The sequence below is a fragment of the Nibribacter ruber genome (genome assembly GCF_009913235.1).
GTDB classification, from domain to species: Bacteria; Bacteroidota; Bacteroidia; order Cytophagales; family Hymenobacteraceae; genus Nibribacter; species Nibribacter ruber.
Genome location: NZ_CP047897.1, coordinates 4,065,249 through 4,091,145, shown reverse-complemented (window position 1 = coordinate 4,091,145; position 25,897 = coordinate 4,065,249). Strand labels below are relative to the sequence as shown.

General features: G+C 49.6%; 26 protein-coding genes. 4 read left to right on the top strand and 22 right to left on the bottom strand.

What is annotated here, in order from left to right; genetic code table 11:
- Positions 1-293: 293 nt before the first annotated feature.
- The 8 genes from GU926_RS17255 to GU926_RS17220 form a co-directional block, all read right to left on the bottom strand.
- Complete coding sequence (locus tag GU926_RS17255) at positions 294-1,178, bottom strand: SdiA-regulated domain-containing protein (RefSeq protein ID WP_160694091.1); 885 nt, start codon at positions 1,176-1,178, stop codon at positions 294-296.
- Between the two features lie 126 nt (positions 1,179-1,304).
- Positions 1,305-1,751: a PepSY-like domain-containing protein gene (locus GU926_RS17250; RefSeq protein ID WP_160694089.1), complete on the bottom strand. Its 447-nt coding sequence runs from the start codon at positions 1,749-1,751 to the stop codon at positions 1,305-1,307.
- A gap of 188 nt (positions 1,752-1,939) precedes the next feature.
- A complete protein-coding gene (locus tag GU926_RS17245; protein WP_160694087.1) occupies positions 1,940-3,205 on the bottom strand; it encodes a sensor histidine kinase in 1,266 nt (421 codons plus the stop codon).
- Positions 3,202-3,882 carry a response regulator transcription factor gene (locus GU926_RS17240; protein WP_160694085.1) on the bottom strand — a complete coding sequence of 227 codons (681 nt, stop codon included), beginning with the start codon at positions 3,880-3,882 and terminating at the stop codon, positions 3,202-3,204. Before GU926_RS17240 ends, GU926_RS17245 begins: the two co-directional genes overlap by 4 nt.
- 181 nt (positions 3,883-4,063) lie before the next feature.
- Positions 4,064-4,324: a hypothetical protein gene (locus tag GU926_RS17235; protein WP_160694082.1), complete on the bottom strand. Its 261-nt coding sequence runs from the start codon at positions 4,322-4,324 to the stop codon at positions 4,064-4,066.
- An 11-nt stretch (positions 4,325-4,335) separates the two neighbouring features.
- Complete coding sequence (locus GU926_RS17230; RefSeq protein ID WP_160694080.1) at positions 4,336-4,527, bottom strand: hypothetical protein; 192 nt, start codon at positions 4,525-4,527, stop codon at positions 4,336-4,338.
- A 21-nt stretch (positions 4,528-4,548) separates the two neighbouring features.
- The gene (locus GU926_RS17225) at positions 4,549-4,983 is read right to left on the bottom strand and encodes an STAS/SEC14 domain-containing protein (RefSeq protein ID WP_160694078.1); all 435 of its coding nucleotides are present in this window, start codon (positions 4,981-4,983) and stop codon (positions 4,549-4,551) included.
- Positions 4,984-5,169: 186 nt separating this feature from the next.
- Positions 5,170-7,422, bottom strand: coding sequence for a Tex family protein (locus GU926_RS17220; RefSeq protein ID WP_160694076.1), 2,253 nt, complete (start codon positions 7,420-7,422; stop codon positions 5,170-5,172).
- A 246-nt stretch (positions 7,423-7,668) separates the two neighbouring features.
- Here GU926_RS17220 and GU926_RS17215 point away from each other — a divergent pair, with 246 nt between their 5' ends.
- Positions 7,669-8,082 (top strand): hypothetical protein, encoded by a 414-nt coding sequence (locus GU926_RS17215; RefSeq protein ID WP_160694074.1) that lies wholly within the window; start codon positions 7,669-7,671, stop codon positions 8,080-8,082.
- A 159-nt stretch (positions 8,083-8,241) separates the two neighbouring features.
- Here GU926_RS17215 and GU926_RS17210 read toward each other — a convergent pair whose 3' ends face one another.
- Positions 8,242-8,799, bottom strand: a complete 558-nt coding sequence (locus GU926_RS17210) for a hypothetical protein (protein WP_160694072.1) — start codon at positions 8,797-8,799, stop codon at positions 8,242-8,244.
- A 211-nt stretch (positions 8,800-9,010) separates the two neighbouring features.
- On the opposite strand from GU926_RS17210, the gene dinB reads away from it, so the two are divergent.
- Both dinB and GU926_RS17200 read left to right on the top strand, forming a co-directional pair.
- The gene (dinB, locus tag GU926_RS17205) at positions 9,011-10,072 is read left to right on the top strand and encodes a DNA polymerase IV (RefSeq protein ID WP_160694070.1); all 1,062 of its coding nucleotides are present in this window, start codon (positions 9,011-9,013) and stop codon (positions 10,070-10,072) included.
- A 400-nt stretch (positions 10,073-10,472) separates the two neighbouring features.
- Positions 10,473-11,279, top strand: a complete 807-nt coding sequence (locus tag GU926_RS17200) for a class I SAM-dependent methyltransferase (RefSeq protein ID WP_160694068.1) — start codon at positions 10,473-10,475, stop codon at positions 11,277-11,279.
- Positions 11,280-11,288: 9 nt separating this feature from the next.
- Here GU926_RS17200 and GU926_RS17195 read toward each other — a convergent pair whose 3' ends face one another.
- Both GU926_RS17195 and GU926_RS17190 read right to left on the bottom strand, forming a co-directional pair.
- On the bottom strand, positions 11,289-12,179 hold the full coding sequence (locus tag GU926_RS17195; protein ID WP_160694066.1) for a hypothetical protein: 891 nt from the start codon (positions 12,177-12,179) through the stop codon (positions 11,289-11,291).
- Positions 12,180-12,196: 17 nt separating this feature from the next.
- A complete protein-coding gene (locus GU926_RS17190; protein WP_160694064.1) occupies positions 12,197-12,733 on the bottom strand; it encodes a DUF7935 family protein in 537 nt (178 codons plus the stop codon).
- A 154-nt stretch (positions 12,734-12,887) separates the two neighbouring features.
- On the opposite strand from GU926_RS17190, the gene GU926_RS17185 reads away from it, so the two are divergent.
- Positions 12,888-13,238 carry a HesB/IscA family protein gene (locus GU926_RS17185; protein ID WP_066509309.1) on the top strand — a complete coding sequence of 117 codons (351 nt, stop codon included), beginning with the start codon at positions 12,888-12,890 and terminating at the stop codon, positions 13,236-13,238.
- 347 nt (positions 13,239-13,585) lie between these two features.
- Here the strand turns inward: GU926_RS17185 and GU926_RS17180 are convergent, their stop codons facing one another.
- The 11 genes from GU926_RS17180 to GU926_RS17130 form a co-directional block, all read right to left on the bottom strand.
- On the bottom strand, positions 13,586-14,458 hold the full coding sequence (locus GU926_RS17180; RefSeq protein ID WP_160694062.1) for a ChaN family lipoprotein: 873 nt from the start codon (positions 14,456-14,458) through the stop codon (positions 13,586-13,588).
- Positions 14,459-14,598: 140 nt separating this feature from the next.
- Positions 14,599-15,045 (bottom strand): WapI family immunity protein, encoded by a 447-nt coding sequence (locus GU926_RS17175; protein ID WP_160694060.1) that lies wholly within the window; start codon positions 15,043-15,045, stop codon positions 14,599-14,601.
- A 47-nt stretch (positions 15,046-15,092) separates the two neighbouring features.
- Positions 15,093-16,403, bottom strand: a complete 1,311-nt coding sequence (locus GU926_RS17170; RefSeq protein ID WP_160694058.1) for an ABC transporter permease — start codon at positions 16,401-16,403, stop codon at positions 15,093-15,095.
- Positions 16,396-17,313, bottom strand: a complete 918-nt coding sequence (locus GU926_RS17165) for an ABC transporter ATP-binding protein (protein ID WP_160694056.1) — start codon at positions 17,311-17,313, stop codon at positions 16,396-16,398. Before GU926_RS17165 ends, GU926_RS17170 begins: the two co-directional genes overlap by 8 nt.
- A 445-nt stretch (positions 17,314-17,758) precedes the next feature.
- Positions 17,759-18,913: a molecular chaperone DnaJ gene (gene dnaJ / locus GU926_RS17160; protein WP_160694054.1), complete on the bottom strand. Its 1,155-nt coding sequence runs from the start codon at positions 18,911-18,913 to the stop codon at positions 17,759-17,761.
- 6 nt (positions 18,914-18,919) lie between these two features.
- Positions 18,920-19,492, bottom strand: coding sequence for a nucleotide exchange factor GrpE (locus tag GU926_RS17155; RefSeq protein ID WP_160694051.1), 573 nt, complete (start codon positions 19,490-19,492; stop codon positions 18,920-18,922).
- Between the two features lie 285 nt (positions 19,493-19,777).
- Entirely contained in the window at positions 19,778-20,773 is a 996-nt protein-coding gene (gene obgE, locus GU926_RS17150) for a GTPase ObgE (protein ID WP_160694049.1), read from the bottom strand.
- Between the two features lie 195 nt (positions 20,774-20,968).
- A complete protein-coding gene (locus tag GU926_RS17145; protein WP_160694047.1) occupies positions 20,969-21,550 on the bottom strand; it encodes an adenylate kinase in 582 nt (193 codons plus the stop codon).
- A gap of 138 nt (positions 21,551-21,688) precedes the next feature.
- Positions 21,689-22,225, bottom strand: a complete 537-nt coding sequence (gene hpt / locus GU926_RS17140; protein WP_160694045.1) for a hypoxanthine phosphoribosyltransferase — start codon at positions 22,223-22,225, stop codon at positions 21,689-21,691.
- A 109-nt stretch (positions 22,226-22,334) separates the two neighbouring features.
- Positions 22,335-24,581, bottom strand: coding sequence for a sodium-translocating pyrophosphatase (locus tag GU926_RS17135; RefSeq protein ID WP_160694043.1), 2,247 nt, complete (start codon positions 24,579-24,581; stop codon positions 22,335-22,337).
- Between the two features lie 330 nt (positions 24,582-24,911).
- Entirely contained in the window at positions 24,912-25,826 is a 915-nt protein-coding gene (locus GU926_RS17130; protein WP_160694041.1) for an aminopeptidase, read from the bottom strand.
- Between the last annotated feature and the right edge of the window lie 71 nt (positions 25,827-25,897).

The following is a 25,897-nucleotide window of genomic DNA, read 5'->3' as shown; positions in this document are numbered from 1 at the left end:
CTGCCTTCTCTCCCTCTGCCCTTTTGCCGCCGTCTACGGGCCTGGCAGTCAACAAGACTCCTTAAAAATATAGTATTTCCTGAATAAGTAAAGCCCCGCGCCTAATTAAATGCGTAATTTTTCCTGAAAGAATGCTGTAGAAATGAAAACCAACCGTGCTGATCAGGTGCGTGAACCTGCCCCAGAGCCTTGACAAGCCATCGTCCTGAAGACAAAAAAGGGAGCGTTTTTAGCCTGTTTCCTGGAAAACAAGCCAAAAACGCTCCCGCTTAAAACCAGGGTCTAGTTTTAACTTATTGCGCGTCTTTCAACGTCACTTGCAGAATGTTACCAGCGTCCTTCTTTCCCTCATTGGAGATGTATAAGTCCCCGGTCGGGCTGAAGGCAATTCCTTCTGGTTTGTAGAAATCCCGCTTGTTCAACGCGAACCGGTTCTTGATCTTCCCGTCTGGGTGCAGAATGAACAGCTGCGGATTGGAGGCCTCTGTCAGGTAAATTTCTCCGGTCACAGGATGAATGGCAATTTCTGAGGGCTCCCACACTTTGCTCAGGCTCTTCTGCTTTTTCTGGAACAGCAGCGGGTCCTGCAGGCTCAGCTTGAACACCGGCTCTTTGGACAGTCTCTTAGAACTCAGATCAAACGCATACACGCCTTTGTAGGCGGGGCTGTTGGTTTCTTCGCCTTTGATGGCCAGCAGCAAGCGGTTGTTTTTCTGGTCATAGGTGAGGCCTTCTACGTTGTGCTCAGGCGTCAGGACGCTTGGGTACTCGGTGACCTGGTTTTGCTGGGAGTGAATGTTGGTCACCTCAAACAACTGCCCGTCACTGCGCACCACGTAGGCGTTATCTCCTACCAAAGCAATGCCTTCATAGTCTCCGGCGGCGCCAAACGTAATCTGGCGGTCTATGTTCTTGGTCTGGGTGTTGTACAGAAAAATGACGCCGGCCTCATCCTGCACGCAGGCAAACTGGTGATTGCCCAGGTACACAATCCCTGAGACTTCGCGCAGAATATCTGGCACATCCCATTTCTGGGCAATGGTCACCGCCTTTGAAGCGGCCTCTACCGGTCCTTTCTTTTCCTTGCCTTTCTCTTTGGCGTCTGCCTGCAGCGCCTCGCAACCAAACAGTGACGTGCTCAGGACCAGACCGCAAATAATTCCTTTTATGGTTTTCATAGCTTTCTAATGTTAGGTTAGACGGAATTTAACTCTCCCTTTGCTCATTGACAGAAGAGGAAAGCTCTCCGTTTTTGGCCTCTTTTCCAGAAAACAGACCAAAAACGGAGAGTGCCACTTTAGGGCTTAGTCCCAGAAAGTCTCTGAGGAAGAAGCGCCTGCAGAGGTGTAGACTTGCTTTACTTCCCGCATGGTCTTCTGCAACTCTACCTGGTACAGCACCTGGCCGTCGCGTTCTACTTTTTCAACGTCATCCAGGGTATAGTCCTGGTGGCTGGTTTTTATCTGTTGCAGGATGGGCTCGGGCAATTGCGTGGCGTCTATCTCTTGTTTGACGGCTACTACTTTGCCGGTGGCGTCTACCAAGGCGGCGTACTCCTGCTGGGTAAAGTCAAACTCGGCTTCAAACATGTCACCGTTCTTCTCCCACTCCAGGTTCACGGCGTTGGGGAATTGGGTTTTAAGGCCGTTCTGCACTACCGAGGGCATATTGGCCATGCTTATTTTCTGGCTGCAGCCGGTTAAAGAAGTGCCTACGGCCAATACGGTTATCCAAAGAGCTTTCATAGTCATTTTCATTAGTTATACATGATGAATGACTCAAAGGTCTAAGGCAAAACAGGAAACAATTGGGAATTTCCCCCTGATTCAAGAAAAAACATATGATTTTTTCAGGTAGAGGCAAAGATGGAAAAGACAGATTAAGCTCATCCGTTTTTGGTCTATTTCCTGGAAAACAAGCCAAAAACGGATGAAGCCACTTATTTAAATTTCACCTGAAGGACGTGGCTTTGAGTATGCTCATAGTTAATAGTAAAACCATACAGATCACAGATGGCTTTGACAATGGCCAGGCCCAAACCGGTGGAGGTGTTAGCAGAACTGCCTTTGTAAAACCGCTGGAATAGTTGGTCTGCGTCTAAGCCCGCCGCCTGCCCCGAGTTTTCAATGGTCAAGGTAGACCCCGTGAGGCGTACGGCAATAAACCCGCCCTGTACGTTGTGCACCAGCGCGTTCTTGACCAGGTTCACCACCAGCATATTGGCCAGGTCTGGGTTCATTGTGAGTGAGCAGTGATCGTCTAGCTCCTGGGTAAGGGTGATCTTTTTGTAGGCTATCTGGTCTTCAAAATCCTGCAGAACAGTCTTTACGGTGGCGTTGAGCTGTAGTACCTGCTCCTCTGGGAACTGGCGGTTTTCAATCTTGGAGAGCAGCAACAGGGACTTGTTGAGGCGCGTGAGGCGCTCCAGGTTCTGCAAGATGCCGCCAATCTGCTCCAGTTCCTTTTCCTGCAGGTTGGGGCTTTCTGCCAGCAGTTCCAGCTTGTTCAGAGAAATGGCCAGCGGAGTCTGCAACTCATGCGAGGCGTTCTCAATAAAGATTTTCTGACTTTGGTACACGGCCAGGTTCTTCTGCAATAGCTTTTCTACAGTCTGGCCCAGCAAGGCAAACTCTTCAATTTTTGATTTGGGCGAGGTGAAAGGCTGAGCGCCGTCCAGCTTAAATTTCCTCAGACGATGGACCAGGGTGTAAAATGGTTTCCAGATGCGCTTGAGCAGGATGTTATTCAGCAACAGTAAAGTAGCCAGCAAACCCAGGTACAGCCACAGCAGAGAATACAGCAAGTCTTCAATGAGGTCATCTTCCTCCACCATAGACGTGATCAGGCGCATTTCATAGTACTGCCCGCCTTGCTGAAAAACAGTGGTCAAGAGCCTGACCGGTTCATAGTCCTTCTCATTCTGCATGTACATGAGCGTGTCTTGGTACCGGTCTTTGTATTGATGGCCAAGGGCAGGTGCAATGGGTCTTATCTTGTAATAGCCTTCATCAAAGTCTTTCTGTTGCAGCACGGTGCTGTCCTGCCGCGCTTTCTGCATGACCAGGATTTTCTGGTTCTCCAGGCCGTCATCAATGCTGTCATAGATTTCATCCAGCATGTTATAATAGAAAATGGTAGCCCACGCGGTTAACACCACTAAAAGAATAGCAGCGAAGTAGGCCGTGACGTGGTTGAGCAGTTTCATGAGGAGGTGACCAGTTTATACCCGATGCCATAGATAGCCTGAATTTCTACCGAGGCACCGGCGTCCTTCAGTTTCTTGCGCAGGTTCTTGATCTGGGAATAGATGAATTCAAAGTTGTCTGCCTGGTCAATGCTGTCGCCCCAGACGTGTTCTGCCAGCGCAGTTTTGCTCACCAACCGGTCTTTGTTGGAAACCAGGTACAGCAGAATGTCATATTCCTTCCGGTTGAGGGCCAGTTCCTCCTCATTTACCCAGGCCTGGCGCTTGTCCAGGTCTATCTGCAGATTTTCCAGCTGCTGCTGGTTCTGGCCTTCAAACTTCCTCCTTCTTAATACAGATTTTACGCGGGCGTGCAGTTCTGCCAGATGGAACGGCTTGGCCAGGTAATCATCGGCGCCCAGTTCCAGGCCCAGCACTTTGTCCTCTAGGGAGTTCTTCGCTGACACGATGATGACACTGTCTGACTTCTGCTGTTTTTGGAGTTCTTCCAGTAGGTCCAGGCCGCTTCCGCCGGGCAGCATGATGTCCAGCAGAATGCAGTCATACGCGTAGACGCCCAGTTTTTCTAGGGCCTGGTCATAGGTTTGGGCAGACTCCACCACGTAGCGCTCCTGCTCTAGGGAACGCACCATATTTTCCAGCATGTCTGGCTCGTCTTCAATGACCAGGATTTTCATAGGCGCACAGGTTTCTGTGCAAGTACGTACCTAAACCTGGAAAGAGTTGGGAATTTTGAAACGGGATGGGAAATCTTCCGGAAGGCGCGGGCACCAAGGGCGATTTTGGCTTCTTTTCAGGAAAACAGCCCAAAAACTCACTCACTCACTCACTCACTCACTCACTCACTCACTCACTCACTCACTCACGGGAGACTTTGCCTTTGGCTTCCCAGTGGCTGCTTTTGACGGTTTTGCCATCGGCTTCCAAGACCAAGCGGCGCACGTAGCGCTCGCCCTGGATGCTGCCATCTGGATTGCGCTTGCCAATAAAGAGAGTTTTGGCATGGCCGTTGGCATCTGTGATGATGGTCAAATCCTTCCCCGAAAAACTGTCCTGCACCGTGGCGTTGGGCTCCAGCACTTTGCTTAGTTTAGCTTCCAGTTTGGGGTTCAAGGGCATAGCACCAGTGGTTAGTGGGTAATGTAGGATTGCAGGATGGACAGGGCCTCTTGCTCGTCGGCTTCTATTACTTCGTCAATCACGGATTGTATTTCTGCCTCTGTCCATTGGGCTTGTTCAGCTGCTTTCACAAAAACGCCCAAGGCTGCAAACCGGCCTCCCTCCAAGGGAAGAATTGCTTTTACTTTTTTACGGATGTTCATGCACGTGAATTTGTTTTTGGCTTATTTTATGGAAAACAGGCCAAAATCGTCGGTTGAGAGGCCTTGAGGATCTTGCACCCAGTTCACCGCTTCCTGCAGGGTTTGAAAGTACTCCACCGTGGCTTGAATGTGGGGCCTAATCTTGGCAATCATGCTACTGATGGCCATCTGGTTGAAAATGTCATCTGAAACCACAATGGCAAACTTCTGTACACCCAATAACTGAAACTGCGGAAACCACGTGGCTACGGTCCATTCCTGGTCCATCTGCCGAATCACTTTCATGTCCTTGGTGTCCATGATCCAGCAGATATAGGCTCCCTGCCTGGATGTTTTCAGTGCCTCCAACATGCCCTCGCGGTATACCTCACTAGACACAAACCCGTGCCAATGCAGGGTCAGGACCCGTCTGGCGCCGTTGGTGTCTATGGTATACGTTGCTAAAGGTTCTTCCATGTGGCAGTTATAAGGTGCAATACCCCGCCAGAATTGGCAGAGCGGACTCTCTCACCCACTTAGTACCTGTTTACAGGCCAATAGTTTTGTAAGGAAGCAATAAAAAGATTGCACTCTGTTTACAATAATAATAAATATGTTGGTACTGGCATAAAAAAGCCCCGCTTTGATGGCGGGGCTTTTGGTTTACCGGAACATGTTCTTGAGTTTGTTCAACTTGGTGGCCATGTCTTCTTCCTGGGCAGGCTCCTCTTTGCGGGCGGCGGCTCTGGGTTTTCCGGCCCCACCAGTTGGGCGTGCGGCCTGCGGATCACCTTTCATGGAAAGGGCAATGCGCTTGCGGCTTTCTTCTACCTCCAGCACGGTCACTTCCACTTTCTGGCCCACTTTTACCACGTCATGCGGGTTGCTCACAAAGCGGTCTGACAAGTGGCTCACGTGTACCAATCCGTCCTGATGCACCCCAATGTCTACAAACGCGCCAAAGGCGGTGATGTTGGTGATGATGCCCGGAAGTTTCATGCCAGTACGCAGGTCTTTGATTTCGTTCACCCCTTCTGTGAAGCTGAACGCCTCATAGCTTTCGCGCGGGTCACGGCCGGGTTTGGAAAGTTCGCTCAAAATATCCTGCAACGTAGGCAGACCTACGGTGTCAGAGACGTACTTCTTCAAATCAATCTGCTTGCGCAGCTCGGCGTTCTTCAACAAATCTTCTACCGTGGCATTTACGTCTTTGGCCATTTGCTCTACCAAGGCGTAACGCTCTGGGTGAACCGCACTGCCGTCCAATGGGTGCTTACCGCCCCGGATGCGCAAGAAACCAGCGGCCTGCTCAAAGGCTTTGTCTCCCAAACGGGCTACTTTACGCAGTTCATTACGGGTTTTGAACGGTCCGTTCTGGTTGCGGTAGTCTACAATGTTCTGTGCCAATTGCGGGCCTAAACCAGATACATAAGTTAAGAGTTGCTTGCTGGCGGTGTTCACTTCCACGCCAACGGCGTTCACGCAGCTCATCACCACATCGTCCAGACTGTGCTTTAAGGCATTCTGGTCAACATCGTGCTGGTACTGGCCTACGCCAATAGATTTAGGGTCTAGTTTTACCAGTTCGGCCAAAGGGTCCATGAGTCTGCGACCGATGGAAACCGCGCCCCGTACGGTGATGTCCTGGTCTGGAAATTCCTCACGGGCTACGTCTGAGGCCGAATAAATGGAGGCACCGCTTTCGTTCACCATCACCACGGCAATCTCCTTGGGTAAGCCTAGTTTTTGCACGAAGGTCTCGGTCTCGCGGCTGGCGGTTCCGTTGCCAATGGCGATGGCTTCAATCTGGTATTTGGCGCACATGGCCATAACCTGGTGACCGGCCGTGGTGGCTTGTCCGGCGCCGTTGTGCGGGAAGATGGCCTCATAATGCAACAGTTTGCCTTGCTCATCCAGGGCAACTACTTTACAACCGGTTCTAAAGCCGGGGTCAATGGCCAACACGCGTTTCTGGCCCAGCGGCGCAGACAAGAGCATGGGACGAAGGTTATCCGCAAAGACTCTAATAGCTTCTTCATCGGCGCGCTTCTTGGAAGACATGCGCACCTCGGTTTCCATGCTCAAACGCAGCATGCGCTTATAACTTTCTCTAATAGCCAGTTTCACCTGCTCGGCGGCGGCATTGTGGCCTTTCACGAACTGGTCTTCTAAGATATTGATAGCAGCTTCTTCCTCGGGTTGAGCGTCTAGCATGAGAATGTTTTCTTTTTCGCCGCGACGCATGGCCAGAATACGGTGGCTTGGGGCTTTCTCAATGGGTTCGTCCCACTCAAAGTAGTCTTTGAACTTCTGGCCTTCTTCTTCTTTGCCTGGCATGACACGCGCCTTGAACACGCCTTTCTTCTCAAACAGCGTCCTTATGTTGGCGCGGGCTTCTGGGTTTTCGTTTACCCATTCGGCTATGATGTCACGGGCACCGGCTAAGGCTTCCTCCGTGGACTTCACTTCTTTTTCTTCGCTTACATAACCGGCGGCCTCTGCGGTCACGTCCACGTTGGCTTGCTCAAATAACAAAGTAGCCAGCGGCTCCAGGCCTTTCTCACGGGCGATGGTGGCACGCGTACGGCGCTTGGGTTTGTAGGGCAGGTAAATATCTTCCAGCACGGCCATGGTATCGGCGGCCAGGACCTGGGCTTCTAGTTCTGGTGTGAGTTTCTCCTGGTCTCTGAGGGACTTGAGAATGCTTTCGCGGCGCTTGTCCAGTTCTCTCAACTGCTCTATGCGGTCCCGGATGGAGGCGATGGCCACTTCGTCTAAACTACCAGTCACCTCTTTGCGGTAACGGGCCACGAAGGGCACCGTGGCTCCTTCGTCCAACAGCTGGACGGTGGCTTCTACCTGGCGCACACTCACTTGCAGCTCAGCCGCAATCTTCTTGAAATGGATTTCTGACATGGGGAATACAAATGATTCAAATACTCAATAAAGCAGGCGTTTTGCGTGCTGTACAGACTTCAAAGATAAGGCTTAATTAGAACAAACCACAGTCTATACACCTCACAATTGCCTTGGTTTGACGCTCAAAAATGGCTTGGTTTTTGTACCTTTGGCTACTCCAGAACCGGAACTATTTAGCAAGGCTTCGGCTTTGACATACTATCTAACAACCTTTGCCCTAGACTTCTTAAAACGATACACCAAATGAAGAAACTGTTTTTACTGGCCGCCTTAGTGGTAGCTTCTTATACTGCCTCGGCGCAAACTGCAACTCCTACCACCCCGGAGGCCCGCGCCAAGGCCATGACCAGTTCCATGCGTCAGCATTTGGGTTTGACCGGTGCCCAGGTAGTGAAGATTGAGGAAATCAACCTGCGTGCCATCCAGCAGATGGAACAAGCCAGGAAAGACCTGAAAGGCGATCCTAGAAAGCTGAAGACCATGATGGACCAGATTAGCAACACCCGCCTGATGGCCCTCAAGGAGCAAATGACCCAGCCGCAGTTCTTAAAATACCAACAGCAGCGCGAAAAGAAGATGGGCCTTTCTACCGAACCCGGTGCCGCTCCGGGCGGAGCTCCCGGCTTGAAGAGTGGCGTGTATGACAACAGCAACTAATTTTTAGAGACAAGCAGCAAGATTTCAGACTCTACGTTTCTGTAATTCTATCTTCTGCCGTTCATTCTTTTTTGGCCTATTTTGGCTAAAACAGCCCAAAAACAGAAAAGCCCCGCTCAAGAGCGGGGCTTTTCTGTTTTTATCAAATGAGAAAACGGTCTACATCTCCAGCACACCCAGCAAGATGAACACCAAGCCGACAATGGCTACAATGGCGCCCACCGGACCAGATACTACGGCACTAAACAGCAAACCGGCAATCAATAAGATCAAACCAATTTTCACGTATTGATTCAGGGCCAGACGTCTTTTAGACTCTTTGGCTTCGCGCTTCATTTTCTTGACAACGGCCTTCACCTCTTTGGCGCTCTTAGCGGCGGCCATTTCACTGGCCAAAGCATTGGCAGTGGTGTTGGAGGCAGCGGCTCTTTCAACGGCGGCAGTGGTCAGGGGAGCAGTACGGGCCACCGATGCGCTTCTAGTGGCGGTGGCGGCACTGGCCTCCAGCGCGGGCGCTACCGGCGCAACAGGAGCCGTTGCTGGCTGGCTGGTTTCTTCGGTTTGAGCCACCGTGATCAGGTTTTCTTGGGGGGCTACTTTGGTATAGGCAGGCTTAGAGGCAACCGTATAGTCAAAATACTGGCCTGAGCTACAGCCAATCATGAACTGGCTGGCCACGCCGCAAACTACCAAGGAAAGTAAAGATTTGATCTTCATAGTGAAAGGGATTAAGAATGTTCTGGTGCAAAAATAACAGGATTACGTAGTCTTTCGCAGACGGTGTAGAATAAGTGAGTTAAATTCGCAGTAAGTACGTGTGGCATAACGTCTGGTTCTGGAAATATGGTATAATCTGTTTTTCTATAAGAAAATTTTCAGATCAGGTTGGCTACTCACTGTATTCCCTTACCCCAATTATTAAGACTGCGTGCGCAAAATCATCCATATAGACATGGACGCTTTCTATGCCTCTGTAGAGCAACGGGACAACCCAGCGCTGCGCGGAAAGCCGGTGGCAGTAGGCGGCACTAAGGCCCGGGGTGTGGTGGCGGCGGCCAGTTATGAGGCACGGCAGTTTGGGGTATATTCTGCCATGCCCAGTTCCATTGCCTTTAGAAAGTGTCCTACCTTGATCATGGTGCCCACGCGGTTTGAGGTGTACCAGCAAGTCTCTAGGCAGATACGCGAGATTTTTCTGCGCTACACAGATTTGGTAGAACCGCTTTCTCTGGACGAGGCCTATCTGGATGTGACCGAGAATAAATTCGGGCTGAAGTCTGCCATGTACATTGCCTTGCGCATTAAGCAGGAGATTCAGCAGGAGACCAGACTGACGGCTTCGGCGGGCGTGTCGTTTAATAAGTTTCTGGCCAAGGTAGCCTCTGGCACCAACAAACCAGACGGCATCACGGTCATCATGCCAGATGAGGCCGAGGCCTTTGTAGAAGCCCTGCCCATTGAGAAATTTTACGGCATTGGCGATGTGACCGCGGCCAAAATGAAACAATTGGGTATTCATACCGGAGCCGACTTAAAGGCAAGATCTGAGGCCGATTTGCGGAGGCACTTCGGTAAATCAGGCTCCTACTTTTATCAGATTGCCCGCGCCCAGGATGACCGTCTGGTAGAGCCCAACCGCATTCGGAAAAGCATTGGCTCTGAACGCACCTTTGGCCAGGATTTGGAAACCGAGGAAGAGATGCTCCCTGAACTTAGACGTATTGCCGAGGAAGTGGCCTATGACCTGCACCGCCTGGAAGCCTCTGGCAAAACCGTCACGCTCAAACTCAAGTACCAAGACTTTACTTTGAACACCCGCAGTAAGACCTTCTTCTCCAACGTCCGCACCGAAGACGTGATCTTAGACATCGCCGCCGAACTGTTACACTCCCCTGCCTTTCCGGCCAAACCCATTCGACTTCTGGGAATCACGGTATCTAACCTGAGCTACGGCCAACAGCAAAGCGGCCAGCTGTCTTTTCCTTTTTGAGAATAGATGTTAGAAGCTAGTATTTAGATATTAGACTTTTTAAAATCATGAATGACCCATTCTAATCATAGTCAATTAATCCTAGAACCTTTCCTTCTCTGTCATCCTGAAAGGACCTTGGTAGCGAACTAGATAGGCCCAAGCATAAGCGCAGATTCTCCCCTTGAGGGGAGCGCAGAGGGGTGTTTATGCTAGAAGGTGAATGAATGAAAAGATAGGAATACGCGGGAGACAAGGCAGTGCCGTTGTCTCTACAAAGGGAAATCTGTGTTTAATTGTAATGGCACTTGTTCAAACGATCATCTCATTCGCCCACTAAGTCCTTTCAGGATGACAATTGTGAGAAGCATCTTCATTTTCCGTTTTTTGTCTATTTTCACCAAAATAAGCCAAAAACGCCATGGAAACCCAACCAGACTACATCACCCAGAACAAACACGCCTGGAACCTGAGAACGGGTGTCCACAAAGACTCTGCATTCTATGATTTGGAAGCTTTTAAGCAGGGTAAGAGCAGTCTGAATGCGCTGGAGCTAGAGGCTTTGGGCGATGTAACCGGCAAGAAACTTCTGCATTTGCAATGCCATTTCGGGCAAGACACCCTTTCTTGGGCCAGGTTGGGCGCGAAGGCTACGGGGGTAGATTTGTCAGATGCGGCGATTGAATTGGCGGAGCAGTTAAACCAAGAACTTGGCTTAGATGCCGAGTTTGTCTGCTGTAACGTATATGACCTGCCGCAACACCTGCAAGGCGAGTATGACATCGTGTTCACCTCTTACGGCACCATTGGCTGGCTTCCAAATTTAGACAAGTGGGCAGAAGTGGTTAATCATTTCCTGAAGCCCGGCGGGACGTTTTTCATAGCAGAATTTCATCCGGCCATTTGGATGTTTGACAATAACTTCAGCCACATTCAATACCCCTACTTTAACACCGGCGGCCCCATTATTGAAGAGTCTACCGGTACTTACACCGACAGGGACGCGCCTATCCAGTACACCGAATATTCCTGGAACCACGCCTTAAGTGAAGTAATGACCGCTCTACTTCAACAGAGGCTGCAATTGGTGGAGTTTAAAGAACTGCCTTACTCCTATTACAACTGCTTCGCCAACATGGAGCAAGGCAATGACGGCTATTGGCGTATTAAAGGCATGGACGAGAAACTGCCTATGATGTACTCCTTGAAAATGATGAAGGACTTGTAAACAGTTGAATCACTTAGCAATTCTGATAAGCTTGTATTTTAAGGCTCCTTCTACTAGATGCAGGCTGTCTTTTCCAAGATAATAATCAAACAGATGTAAAGTGTCAGCTTTAATGGTGTAGGCAAAGCTCTTTTGATTCTCTTCATCGTAATTGAAAATGAGGACATCTAGGTTGTTTTCAATGGCCACTGCAAAGTCAGTAATCACGGTATAACTTTTAAAGCCGGGAAAGCCTTTTACTCCGCCTGATGAGGTAAAATCAACTTTCATGCTTTTGCCCTTTATATCTCTGTAACCATAGGTACCTGCTATAAGATTTTTCCGAACCAAGTAGTCAAGTCCACTGGATGCATCATCTTCTTCACTTTGACTAGTAAAAGCTTTCACATACTTATCTGACCTAAGCAGTTCTTTATTCTTATTAAGGGTTTCAATAAGCAGGAAAGTATCCTTCCCAACCACCTGAAACCCTAATTCCTTGGCCTGGCCAGTATGCTCATAATCAGGATAGTTGGTTTGAAGAAATTTCTGGCGGCTTCCGGGCCTAAAAAGAAGTTGGAAACTGCCGCCTTCATGATTACCAAGACTGAAGCCCACCTCTAAGCTATCGCCTACTGCTTTACTCGGGTCAATAAGCACGGTGCTTATCTCTCCCACCTTAGCAAATGCCGCTAATGGTGATTTCGTCTTTCTTACTTCTGCTATATAATCTGCCTTTACCCAGACACCTTTGATGTAAGGAGAGAACAACTTCAATAAATCTACTTCATGCGAAGTCTCTGTCATATGTGCCTCATGTTGCGCCACTGCGAGAACGGGTACACTTTCTGTCTTTTTATGAGACTCACAGGCAGAGGCTAAAAAAAGCAGCGCGGCCATAAGCCAATAGTTCTTTTTCATCTGGGGGAGCCCGAGAATTAGAAAATCTCGTGCAGTTCTCTTTTCAGGAACTGAAGGGCTTGGGCGGTGGGGTCAATGTCATTGTGCAGGACATTTTCCAAGACGCGTTTGGCTAGGTCGGTGCCGCGGCTGTTTTCTGGTAGGGTCTGGTAATTCTGGTTAATCATGGTCACCACGTCTTCCTTGGCCTTCTTCACCTGTTGCCAAGCCGCTTCGCTCATGTACAGTTGCTGGGACAGGTTGTGGGTGTATTCGGCTCTAATTTCTTGGGACAACTGGGCCTGAAATTCGGGGGCGGTCATGCCCGACGGGCTTACTCTGATAAGTAAGTTGCTAGGCGTGATGCGCTCTAAAAACAGAATCACGCGCTCATAGGCCTGCAGTCTGATGGGCAGGATGACGTCGCTGTTCTTCAGGCGAATCTCCAAAAGGCGTTTGCGGTAGTCGCGCTCCATGTACCGCTGGGTGAGCAGGTACATGCCGCCGCCCACTAACAAGGCTGGAATGAGGCTTAGGGCGAGGATTAACAGCAAGGTGGAGGTATCTAAGGTCATAGGTTTGGCGAAGGTTTAGGTTGTAAATATCGTTAAAAAACGAAGAACGTTTTACTGAATCATTTTACGGGTTTTCAGGTTACTTATAGTATAGCGTTGATTTATAAAAACAGCCTAGTTTTTAGTACCTTTGCCACGCATAAGCCAATTTACTATGGAAAGCACAACTGTAAAAACAGCTCCTATTTCACTCACCGAACGCGCACTGGCAGAGGTGAAAGTGATTTTGAAAGATAAGAACGTTCCGGCCGAATACGGCCTTCGGATTGGGGTACAAGGCGGCGGTTGCTCAGGCATGTCGTACTTGCTGGGTTTTGACAAGCCCAAAGACGCCGATGAGATTTTCCAGCTGGACGGTGTTCAGTTGATTATGGACAAGAAGCACGCTATGTATGTGCTGGGCATGGAGGTAGACTTCCAGGACGGCTTGAACGCCCGCGGATTTGTCTTCAACAACCCCCAAGCCAAAAGCACCTGCGGTTGCGGAAGCTCTTTCTCTGCATAACACTCCTTTCTTTTATAGCCAAAAGGCCTGCTTTAAGAGCAGGCCTTTTGTTTTTGGGCTGTTTTCTGGGAATCAGGCCAAAAACAAAAACTTTAAGCACTCGCTCGCGTCCCGCGAGTGTGGGGAACAATCAGCCTCTGGCTGTTTCTTTAAATTATCAGAACAGCTATACAAGCGCCGGGACGCCATTCGTAGCTCACACTCGCGGGACGCGAGCGAGTGAATCACTTTTTTAAAATCATTTTTATCCTGATTTCCAGAAAACAGGCTAAAAACGACAACTTGACTTCGTTTTCACATTTTCAAATCAAAAAATTAGCACATCAGCTCATTAAATCATTAGCACCTTAATAGGTTTTCGTCATAGTAGCTGGCACAGCTAAAACAATGTCAGCTCTGGATAGATGTTCTTTCTCCAGCTTATCCAACTGTCCTTGCGATACAGTGGAAATGGTCATCACCTTTAACTCCGGCCGAAGTCGTTTCAAATACCAGAGAATGCCCTCGTGGTGGTCTGAGTGATACGAGCCATTGAGGTGCAGAAAGCGCTGGCCTTGCTTGATGTTCTGGTGAATGGACTGGGCCATAGTCGCGTCTTTCAGGGCTTGGGCTTCAATAATCTGGCTAGCCGAGGCAGAGGCACCGTGCGCATCGCCAAACATGCCGCGCATTTTCTTGTAGCTTGGCAATTCCATGTCTACCGTGAGCGGCAACAACGCCAACCACTGTTTCTCTGTCTGTGGTTGAGCATCCAAGCCTTTCAGTCCTTCTCTGGCTACCATTCGGGCTAACCTGCGAGGGGCATTGGTGGCAATCACTTTGATTTGATGCTCCTTCGCGAAGGCAAGAATAGGTTTATAGTCGGTGGCGAAGTTGGGCCAGGCGCGACTTCTCTCTACAAAGACAGGTTCATCCAGTTGGTCCAGCAAAAAGGAATCTACCGCGGATTGGGTGTCAGTTTCCCACATTTCGGCGCCTATGACCAAGTTGCCTTTATGAAGTAAGTGCAGGTCTTGGGCTAGTTCCAGTTGTAGCCAGTGGGCAATGGGGTCATTGTGTTGTTCCCCGAAGAAGACCACGTCTGCCTTAGCCAGCTCCTTCAGCATCTTCTGATACGTCACCGCCTTACCTTTACCAGTGAATAATCTATAGGCCGGCTTGTCTGTCTTAAAAGACATTAGAAACAAAGTGGCCATTAATAGTGACAGCAGTTTTTTCATAGTCAATCTGAAAACAAATGCTTATTTCAAATGCAGGAAGAGGAATTTTAATAGTGTCGTTTTTGGCCTGATTTCATGAAAACAAGACAAAAATGACACTAATGAAAACCAATAGAATTTTATACTAAAATCAGTTTAGACTAACTCTTAAGCCCACTCATACCTCCATACTTGGCAACAATCTTTTTAAGCTCATCGATAGTTCCAGTAATGTAGGATTGGTCGGAATTCAATTCAAAATTCAATTCATTGTGCAGTGCATCCACCTTAGAAAGGCTTCCTGAGACATTAACTTGCCCTAGATTCGTAAATTGAATGGACAGCTTCAGTTCTCCTTCAAAGTTCTCCAAACTAGCTAAACCTGAAAGCCTTTCATTGCAGTCTCTAAGCATCGTATAAAACTCGTAGATTTCACCAGTTGATGTATAAAGACTTGATTTTGCAGTAAAATCACCTGATTTAATTTCAAGAGTGGCTCTTAATTCATATCCGCCCCAATGGCAAGTTTTTTCTGGGAACCCAAATATCTCTTGAAATGTGATTTTCAAGTAATTGCCGTTCTCGCCTTTGATTGAGAATTCTTCCATAATCCAAATGCGTTTAAACTAGCATCGTTAATCATTACTCGCAAAAATTACCCCTTATAGAACAGCCACTTAGAGAGTTCTCTATAGTTGACTTTTTTGCCGTACATCAAAATACCTACGCGGTAAATGCGGGCGGCTACCCAGGTGGTTCCAATAAACCCGAAGATGAGCAACAGCATAGACAAGGCCAGTTCCCAGCCCGGTACGCCAAACGGAAGGCGCAACATCATGACCACCGGGGAAGTGAAAGGTATCATGGACATCCAGAAAGCCACGGCGCCGTTCGGGTTTTTGATGATGATGGTCTGGGCCACTATAAAGGATAAAATGAGCGGGATGGTGATGGGAAGCATGAACTGCTGACTGTCGGTTTCTGAGTCTACGGCCGCGCCCACCGCCCCGAACAAGGCACCATACAGCAAATAGCCACCTAAAAAGTAGAACAGGAAGCACCCTACCAGCAAGGGCACGTTGAGGTTGTCCAGGGCACCCAAAACTTCAGACACCTCCTGCGCTTGAGTCGCGTCCTTCTCGGTTTCCATCTGTTGCATGGTCTGCCCAATGTTAGCCTGCGAGAAACGGTCCAGCTCAAACTGCGAGGACACCACCGAGGTGATGGTAGTAGTCAGGATAATCCAGAGCAGGAACTGCGTGAGCCCCACGGCCGCAATGCCCATAATCTTACCGGCCATCAATTGGAAAGGCTTCACTGAGGACACCATTACCTCCAAAATTCGGCTGGTTTTCTCCTCAATGACGCCGCGCATAATCTGGGCGCCGTAGATGAAGATAAACAGGTAAATCAGGAACGCCCCAAAGAAGCCTGCCCCCGAGTTCACGCCCACGTTACTGCTTTTCTCACCCTCGGCGCTTAGGTTAATGGTGCTGATGTTGACATCGGTCTTAATCTGGTCCAGCACTTTCTGGTCAATGCCCGACTTAGAGAATTTGATGGCCTCCACCTCTTTTTGTACTTGGCGCTCCAGTTTAGAGGCCAGAGAAATGCTGGCGCTTTTCTGCGAGAACAGCTGAATACCCTGCGGCTTGTCTAAGTTCAGTTGCGGAATATACAGCAAGGCCGCGTCCTCGGTTTTCAGGTACTCGTCTTTGGCTTTCTGCACTGGGCCGCCCACGGTGACAAACTTAATCTCCTCGGTAGACTTTAACTTACTTGCCAGAATGCCGCTCTCATCCAGCACCTGAATCACTTTGGCGTCATCTGACATGGTTGCCAGCCAAATGGGTATCACCATCACCATGGCCATGAGCAGAGGCCCTAGGATGGTCATGACAATGAAGCTTTTCTTTCTTACCCGCACCAGGTACTCGCGCTGAAAAATCAACCAAATCTTACCCATGGTGTACCTCCTCTGTTACGGTTTTAATGAAAATATCATGAATGCTGGGCACCTTCTCCTGAAAGCAATGTACCTCCACGCGGTCTAATAAATATCTTAGCAAGTCATTCGGGCTGATGTTGGGTTCCAACTGCACCTCGGCCTTGAAATGATTGCCCTCCTGCTGTTGCTGAATGACTTTGAAATCTGGCGAGGTGATGAGAAGTTTGCCTTCGCCCTCTAGCGTGTAAAGATGGTTCTTGTAATCGGCTTTGATGGATTTCAGGCTTCCGTCTAGCACCTTCTCAGACTTATGGATGAGCGCAATGTGGTCACACAACTGCTCTACAGATTCCATGCGGTGGGTAGAGAAAATGATGGTACAGCCCTGTTCCTTCAGCTTCAGGATTTCATCCCGGATGATGTTGGCGTTGACTGGGTCGAAGCCCGAAAACGGTTCATCCAAAATCAACAGCTTGGGCTCATGCAAGACAGTGGCAATGAACTGCACCTTCTGTTGCATTCCTTTAGAGAGGTCCTCCACGTTTTTGTTGAGCCACTCTCGCAGATTCAGGCGGTCTGCCCAGGTTTTGATTTTGGCGGTGGCATCGGCTTTGGTCAGGCCCCGGAGCCTGGCTAAGTAGATTAACTGCTCGCCTACCTTCATCTTTTTGTAAAGGCCACGCTCCTCAGGTAAATAGCCTACTTGCTGAATGTGCTCAGGTCGTAATGGCTCACCGTCTAATAGCACTTGGCCTTCATCAGCGGCGGTAATCTGAGTAATGATTCTGATGAGCGAGGTCTTGCCCGCCCCGTTAGGCCCCAGCAACCCGAAGATGCTTCCCGTGGGCACGTCAAAGGAAACGTTATTGAGGGCTCTGTGGGCTTCATACTGCTTGCTGACGCCTTTTATTTGTAGAATTGGTTGCAATGCAAAGTGGTTTAAATCCAATATGCTAAGCTACTTCAAAGCAAGGCATGGTGCAAAGCGAATCCACACTGTTTTTAGCCTGATTTCCAGAATTTAAGCCCAAAACGAGATTTGCGTGATATACAGAGTAAGGCTATACAGGTGATGTGTCCTTGAAAAACTTTATAAATGGCTTTTTACTTGAGGACAGGACTGTTGCATTCCCTCGCTCGCCTCTGGCGAGTGTGAGGAGCATGCGGCGTCTCGCCGCTAGTGAATCATGGGTTTTATCTTTAGTCGGCCAGAGGCCAGCCGTTGCTCACACTTGCCAGAGGCAAGCGAGTGGGTTTTTGGCCTGATTCCCAGAAAATAGCCCGAAAACGACAACGGCCACTCTCCAAATGGAAAGCAGCCGTTAGATATGTCTATCTAAACTCAGAACTCGCGACTCAAGACTCGCGACTACCTATTGAAAGTACTCCTTCATTTTCTCGAAGAAGCCTTTCTCGTTCTTGCCTGGGTTTGGCGCGAAGTTCTGAGAGTCACGTAGTTTCTCTAGAATCTGGCGTTCCTCGGCGTTCACGTTTTTTGGCGTCCAGACATTGATGTGAATCAACTGGTCACCTTTGCCATAGCCGTTCACCTCTGGAATACCTTTGCCGCGCAATCTAAGAATTTTACCCGACTGCGTGCCTGGGTCAATCTTAATCTTCACTTTGCCTTCAATGGTTGGTACTTCCAGGCTGGTGCCCAAGGTAGCGTCTACAATGCTCACGTATTGCTCAAACATGACGTTGTTGCCGTCACGGCGCAGGGTTGGATGCTCTTCTTCTTCAATCTGAATCAGTAAGTCACCCGGGATACCGCCACGCTCTGGCACGTTACCTTTGCCGCTCATTGAGAGTTGCATGCCGTCTGCTACACCCGCCGGTACGTTGATAGAGATAACCTCTTCACGCAACTGACGACCTTCGCCGTGGCACACATCGCACTTCTGGCTGACCATCTTGCCCTCACCGTGACAAGTAGGACAAGTAGACGCAGACACCATCTGACCCAGCATGGTGTTCACAACGCGTTTCACCTGGCCCTGGCCTTGGCAGGTACCGCAAGTCTGTAAGGCGGTTCCGTTTTTAGAACCGTTACCATCACAGGTATTACAGGCTTCGTAGCGTTTTACTTTGATTTTCTTCTCAACGCCTTTGGCTACTTCTTCCAGGTTCAGCTTAAGCTTGATGCGCAGGTTACTGCCTTTGCGCATTCTCTTGCCGCCACGCTGTCCGCCGCCGAAGAAGCTTTCAAAGCCGCCTCCACCGCCGCCACCGAAGATGTCACCGAACTGGGAGAAGATGTCCTCCATGTTCATGCCACCGCCGCCACCACCGAAGCCGCCGTTCATGCCCTGATGCCCGAATTGGTCATAGCGCTGGCGTTTCTGCTCATCGCTCAGGACCTCATAGGCTTCTGCGGCCTCTTTGAACTTGTCCTCGGCGGTAGGGTCGTCTGGGTTTTTGTCAGGGTGAAACTTGATGGCAATCTTGCGGTACGCCTTCTTGATTTCATCCTGCGCGGCCCCCTTAGAGACGCCTAGCACTTCATAATAATCTCTCTTAGTTGCCATGGCTTCTTATGCTCCTATCACCACTTTCGCAAAGCGAACTACCTTCTCATTGAGGTAATAGCCTTTCTCCACCTGGTCAATAACTTTTCCTTTCATGTCTTCATTGGGCGCCGGAATCTGGGTGATGGCCTCATGAATATCGGCGTCAAACGGCTGCCCAACGGCGTCCATTGGCTTTAAGCCCTTCTGCTGGAGCAGCCCTAAGAATTTGGCGAAAATAAGTTCTACACCTTCCCGTACCGCGTTCACGTCCTGGGCATCTTTCATGGCAGCCTGGGCACGCTCCAAATCATCCAGCACCGGAATCAAGGCAACCATTAGCTCTTGGTTAGCAGTCTTGAACAGCTCCAGGCGCTCCTTAGAAGTGCGGCGTCTGAAGTTGTCAAACTCGGCCTGCAGACGCAGGAACTTATCTTTCAGTTCATCCAACTCAGAGACGCCTTTGTCTTCTGCCGTCGGTCCTTCTGTTTCACCAATCTGCTCTTCCTCGTGCTCTGGAGTGGGAGCCTCAAGGCCTTCATGGTGTTCTGGTTGTATATTTTCTTGTTCTTGAGGATGTTGTTCGGTTGCTTTACTCATATCTATCCTGACAGATTATATTTTCTAATCAATTAGTGTTCTCTTGGTGCCAAAGGAAAGGCAACTACTTTGCCAAACCCGTTCTTCTGTCATTCTGACACAATTCTCCTCTATTAGGTCTGGTTTCGGGCCGAAGACTTGGCAGTAGCCCCACCCTAAATCCCTCCCCCGTGGAGAGGGACTTTTCTCTTTCGGCGTTTTTGGCCTGTTTTCTGGAAATCAGGCTAAAAACGGCATGGTGAGTTCCCCCTCTCAACTGGAGAGGGGGTTAGGGGGTGAGGCTTGTTATGCTTCTTGCAAGGCTTTCCAAATCATGTCCTTCAACTGCATGATGTTCTTGTTGGTCATGCTGGAAATGAAAATGGCCGGAAGGTCTTTGGGCAGAGTGGCGCGCATTTCGGCTTCCAGTTCCTCGTCCAACAAATCAGACTTGGTCACGGCCAGAAGGCGTTGTTTCTGCAAGAGTTCTGGGTTAAACGTGCGCAATTCGTTTACCAATACCTCGTATTCGGCGGCTATGTCTGGGCTTTCTGCAGATATCATGAACAGCAGAATGGAATTGCGCTCAATGTGTTTCAAGAACCTAATCCCCAATCCTTTACCCTCAGAGGCGCCTTCAATAATCCCCGGGATGTCTGCCATCACGAAGGATTTGTAGTCGCGGTACGCCACTACGCCCAGGTTAGGCACCAAGGTGGTGAACGGGTAATTGGCAATTTTAGGCGTAGCCGCCGATACCACAGACAGCAACGTAGACTTACCGGCGTTCGGGAAGCCTACCAGACCCACGTCTGCCAACAATTTCAACTCCAGAATGGTCCATTCCTCTAAGCCGGGCTCGCCGGGTTGGGCGTGGCGCGGCGTCTGGTTGGTAGGCGACTTGAAGTGGGCGTTGCCCAGGCCTCCCCTTCCGCCGGGCGTAATGATTATCTCTTGGTCATGCTCCGTGATTTCAGCTTTCATCTCGCCGGTTTCTGCATCACGGGCAATAGTCCCAATGGGCACCTCTAGGATGATATCATCACCATTAGCACCCGTAGAATGGCTGGACCCGCCAGAACCGCCTGGCTTGGCAATCACGTGTTTTTGGAACTGCAAGTGCAACAAGGTCCAAAGCTGAGAATTTCCTTTGAGGATGATATGACCACCACGGCCACCATCGCCCCCGTCAGGCCCGCCTTTGGCGTTCTTTTTGTCCCGGTGCAAGTGGGCAGAGCCTGCGCCACCGTGCCCAGAACGGCAACATATTTTAACGTAGTCGATGAAATTGGATGACGACATTTCTTTAATTAAAAATTAGAAATTAGAAATTAAGAGTTGCGCCAAAAGATGTAAGATTTTTGACGCTTTGCACTTTGTAAACTACTCTTAAGCAGTCTATGGCAACCTTAACTCCTAACAGATTAATAACATAAAAACCATCTGGCATTGGAGTACCAGATGGTTTTTAGACAATAGGTTTATTTTAAAAGGAGGTTAAGCCACTTGGCAAGCCTCTATAATTTCACAACTCTTAGTGAAGATTTCTTCTATCTCGCCAATTCCGTCTACCGCATAGAACTTGCCTTGTTGGGCGTAATAGTCGGCCACCGGAGTGGTTTTGGTGTTGTATTCCTGCACGCGCTTTCTGATTAGAGTCTCATCAGCATCGTCTGGTCTGCCTGAGGTCTTACCGCGTAGCAATAGACGCTTTGTCAGTTCCTCCTCATCAACTTGCAGAGCAATCATGCAGCTGATCCCTTGGTCGTATTTCTCCAAGAGCTGGTCTAACGCTTCGGCCTGAGGAACGGTACGTGGGAAGCCGTCAAAGATAAAACCAGCGGCAGTCCGGTTGTCAGCAATTTTGCTTTCAATCATGCCAATCACCACTTCATCTGGCACCAGAAGGCCCTCGTCCATGAGTTTCTTCGCCTGAAGACCCAATTGGGTTCCTTGCGCGATTTCAGAGCGCAGCAAATCACCAGTAGACAGGTGGATAAGCTGATACTTTTCAATCAGTTTCTGGCTTTGTGTGCCTTTGCCTGCACCTGGAGGACCAAATAGTACGATGTTCAGCATGTGTTGATTGGTAGAGAAAGAGCAAAAATAAGAATTAAATCTTGCAAACCACAGGACTATAGGAAGAGTTCCTGGCAGGGGGCTCGCGTTTATGGACTGATTTCTGGAAAACAGGCCAAAAACGGAAGGCTTTAGACGCTACATTACTTTATAGATGTCTCTAAGGTTACGTCCCAAGCCGTTGTAATCTAGCCCGTAGCCTACCACAAACTCACCCGGTACCGAGATGGCCGGATACTTGATGGAAAGGTTGTGCTCCAGACACTCTGGCTTGATGAGCATAGTAGCCACTTCTACCGATGCCACGCCTTTCTCACGTAACTGCGGCAACAAACCGGCAATGGTGTTTCCGGTGTCTACAATATCCTCCACTATTACCACATGACGGCCTTCAATTTCCTGGTTCAGGCCCATGATTTCTTTGACCTTACCCGTGCTTTTCATGTCTGCATAAGAAGAAAGCTTGATGAAAGAAATCTCACACGGTATGCTCATCTCCTTCATGAGGTCAGAGGCGAACATGAACGAACCGTTGAGCACCGCCAGAAACAAGGGCTGTTTGCCCCGGTAGTCATGGCTAATTCGGGCGGCCACCACTTCTACGCTGTGCTGGATGCGGCGCTCGGGTATGTAAAGACTGAACTGTTTATCGTGGATGGTGATGGGTTGAAGCATTGCAGTAACGAAAGACGAATTCAAAAATGGGGAAAACCGCTTGAATATAAAAGCAAAAAGCCCTCTTCCAGAGAAAAGGGCTTTTATATGGACTATGACCGGCAGAGGCTTAGCCTTTTACCGGAGTAGCGGGTGCTTTGTATTCAATTGTTTTCTCAGCATCTACTTTATGTAGTTGACCCGTAGTTTCGGTGGCATCCAAGCGGTTCTCAGGCGCCGGAGCGGCTGTGTCACGCACAGCGATGTGCGGGGCAATCACCAAAGAAACGATGGACATCAATTTGATCAAGATGTTCATGGACGGGCCAGAGGTATCTTTGAACGGGTCACCCACGGTGTCGCCGGTTACAGACGCTTTGTGCGGGTCTGAGCCTTTGTATTCCATCACACCGTTAATCATCACGCCTTTCTCAAACGACTTCTTCGCGTTATCCCAGGCACCGCCTGCGTTGGATTGGAACAGGGCCATTAACACGCCAGAAACTGTAACGCCTGCCAGAACACCGCCCAGAATCTCGGCGCTGGATACTTCGTCAAAAACACCGCGCAATCCAAAACCTACAATCAAAGGCACGATGAGCGCAATAGCACCTGGCAACATCATTTCCCTGATAGCCGCTTTGGTAGAAATGGCCACGCATTTGTCATATTCGGGTTTGCCCGTTCCTTCCATGATGCCCGGAATCTCTCTGAATTGACGGCGCACTTCCTGCACCATGGCCATGGCCGCTCTACCCACCGCACTGATAGCCAAAGCAGAGAACACAAATGGAATCATACCACCAATGAACAGACCAGCCAACACTGGCGCTTTGTACAAGTCAATGGTGCTGATGCCTGAGATTCCCACGAATGCGGCAAACAAGGCCAAGGACGTCAAGGCCGCAGAGGCAATGGCAAATCCTTTACCGGTAGCGGCAGTGGTGTTTCCAACGGCATCCAGAATATCGGTGCGCTCGCGCACTTCCTTGGGCAGTTCACTCATCTCTGCAATACCACCAGCGTTGTCGGCAATAGGTCCGAAGGCGTCAATGGCTAATTGCATGGCCGTGGTGGCCATCATGCCAGCCGCCGCAATCGCCACGCCGTAGATTCCCGCCACGGCATAAGAGAACACAATACCCGCCGCCAACACGATAATCGGCATGCAGGTACTCATCATCCCCACGCTCAAACCGGCAATAATATTGGTAGCCGCGCCCGTAGAGGACTGTTGCACGATGGAATTCACCGGCTTCCGGCCCATAGCCGTGTAATATTCAGTAATAAGAGAAATAAGCGTGCCTACAATCAGCCCGATGATGATGGCATAGAACACGTCCTTGGAGGTGAACTCAAACCCGCGCAGGCTCAAACGCTCTGGCAACATAAAATCCACTATAAAGTAAGAAGCAATGGCAGTTAGCGCCACAGATGACCAGTTGCCCATGTTCAAGGCCGCCTGCACGCTTCCGCCTTCTTTTACGCGCACGAACAAGGTGCCAATCATGGAGAAGATGATTCCCAGACCAGCAATCAGCATAGGAAGAATGATAGGAGACAAACCTCCGAAGTCATCTGTCACGGTTATCTCACGGCCCAATACCATAGTAGCCAGAATGGTGGCCACATAAGACCCGAACAAGTCGGCGCCCATTCCGGCCACGTCACCCACGTTGTCGCCTACGTTGTCTGCGATGGTAGCGGGGTTTCTAGGGTCATCTTCGGGGATGCCGGCTTCTACTTTTCCTACCAGGTCAGCTCCTACGTCGGCGGCTTTGGTGTAAATACCGCCGCCCACGCGGGCAAAAAGGGCAATACTTTCGGCACCTAAAGAGAAACCAGTCAACACCTCTAAGGCGCGTTCCATTTCCTCACTGCTGGCTCCGGCCCCATGTTGCTGCACGAAGTAGTAATAGAAGGCAATGAACAGGGAGCCTAAGCCCAGAACCGCCAAACCTGCCACGCCCATGCCCATCACGGCACCGCCGCCAAATGATACATCAAGCGCTTTGGACAAGCTGGTACGTGCCGCCTGGGCAGTACGCACGTTGGCTTTAGTGGCAATTCGCATACCTATAAATCCGGCCAAAGCCGAAAAGAAAGCCCCGATAACGAAGGCCAAGACAATTAATGGCGAAGATTTCTCACTTGCAAACCCCAGATAAAACAGGAAGAGCGAGGCGATGATGACAAAATAGGTAAGGACTTTGTATTCGGCCTTGAGAAAGGCCATGGCGCCCTCAGCAATGTAGCGGGCAATGGTGCTCATGTGCTCATGGCCGGCGTCCTGCTTGCTCACCCACGCCGATTTCACGGCGGTGTACAAAAGTGCCAGCAGGCCAAAAGCGGGAATCGCGTAAAGAATGGTCTGCATAGAGAATTGGTTGGTTTGTGTGTTAGTAAAAGGTAATGGTAAGCGTACGCGTAAGCTGTTTCTTCCCTGCCAATGGCCTAACTCCCCTCTTCTCCGTGCTTGTCTCTGGATTCTCTTTCTAAGACTTCTTGTTGCCTTTCGCCGTTTTTGGCCTGTTTTCTAGGAAACAGGCCAAAAACGGAAAACTGGAGACCAATCAATCGGCTTGTAAAATCAAATCATTAGCAGTGATACTGGTAACTTTGACGTCAGACATTGGTTATGTCTGTTGTGCAAGCTAATGTTTCTCTACTAAAAAACAAATATCCTCTATACTCTATGCACGCAGGATTATAGTTTCTGCATCAAGACCTTATACAAATCTACCATCGCCTGAATGTCGCGTTTGTGAACTATCTCATCTGGTGAATGTACATAGTCTTCTGGCGCACCAATAAAGCACCAATCCCAGGGGATGTTGCCGTACTGCAGTTCCTTACCATCTGAACCGCCAGCGTCCTCCACTTCCACCTGGAAGGGAATCTGCGCTTCTTTGGCTATCTGGATAATCTTCTGTACATAGCTCCGGCGAGGAATCAAAGAATCCCGAAGTGAGATTGCCACTCCATTCCCGGCCTGCACGCCTTCGGTTACCCACGTGATGTCTGAGACGAGCGCCTGCGTCACTCCAAACTGCTCATGAATGTACTTGGCCAAGTAGCCTACAGAACCGCCGCCGGTCTCTTCCCAGCACCCGAAGGCCAGAATGCCATTCTCCAGCGTTTCGGCCACCTGTAAAGCACTCCAGACACCCAACCTGTTGTCCATGTAGCAAGACTGAACGGTTTCTTCGGTCTCCCTGAAATCACACTTAAATACCAGCTCGGTGCCGCGTTCTATTTCGCGCTCAAATTCATAGGTTAGTTGACGCTCTTCTTCGTCTATCCTTAGCGTGCACTCTATTTTTCCCTGGTTGTCCTCCCCTACCAAGGTAAAACCGTCCTCGGCTACCGGACCGCCAATTCTAACTAACTGCTTGCCGTACCGAACCATAAACCCGATGGAATCCATGTGGGCGAAGATGACGGTGCGCGGTTGCCCGAACACTAACAACAGGCAGTCTTGAAAGCCTTTTCCGTGGATAACCTGAGGATGCACCTTCCAATGTTTTTGATTCTCTTTCACATAGTTCAACAGGAATTCTTTCATTTGAACCTCGTTCCCCGATGGGGCATGTACCTGGCAGAGCTGTTTGAGTAGTTTCATAATTGATTGTTTAATTATCCATGCACAGGCTAGATTGCCAAGGGTCTTTGCTGACATTGGGAAATATGGCT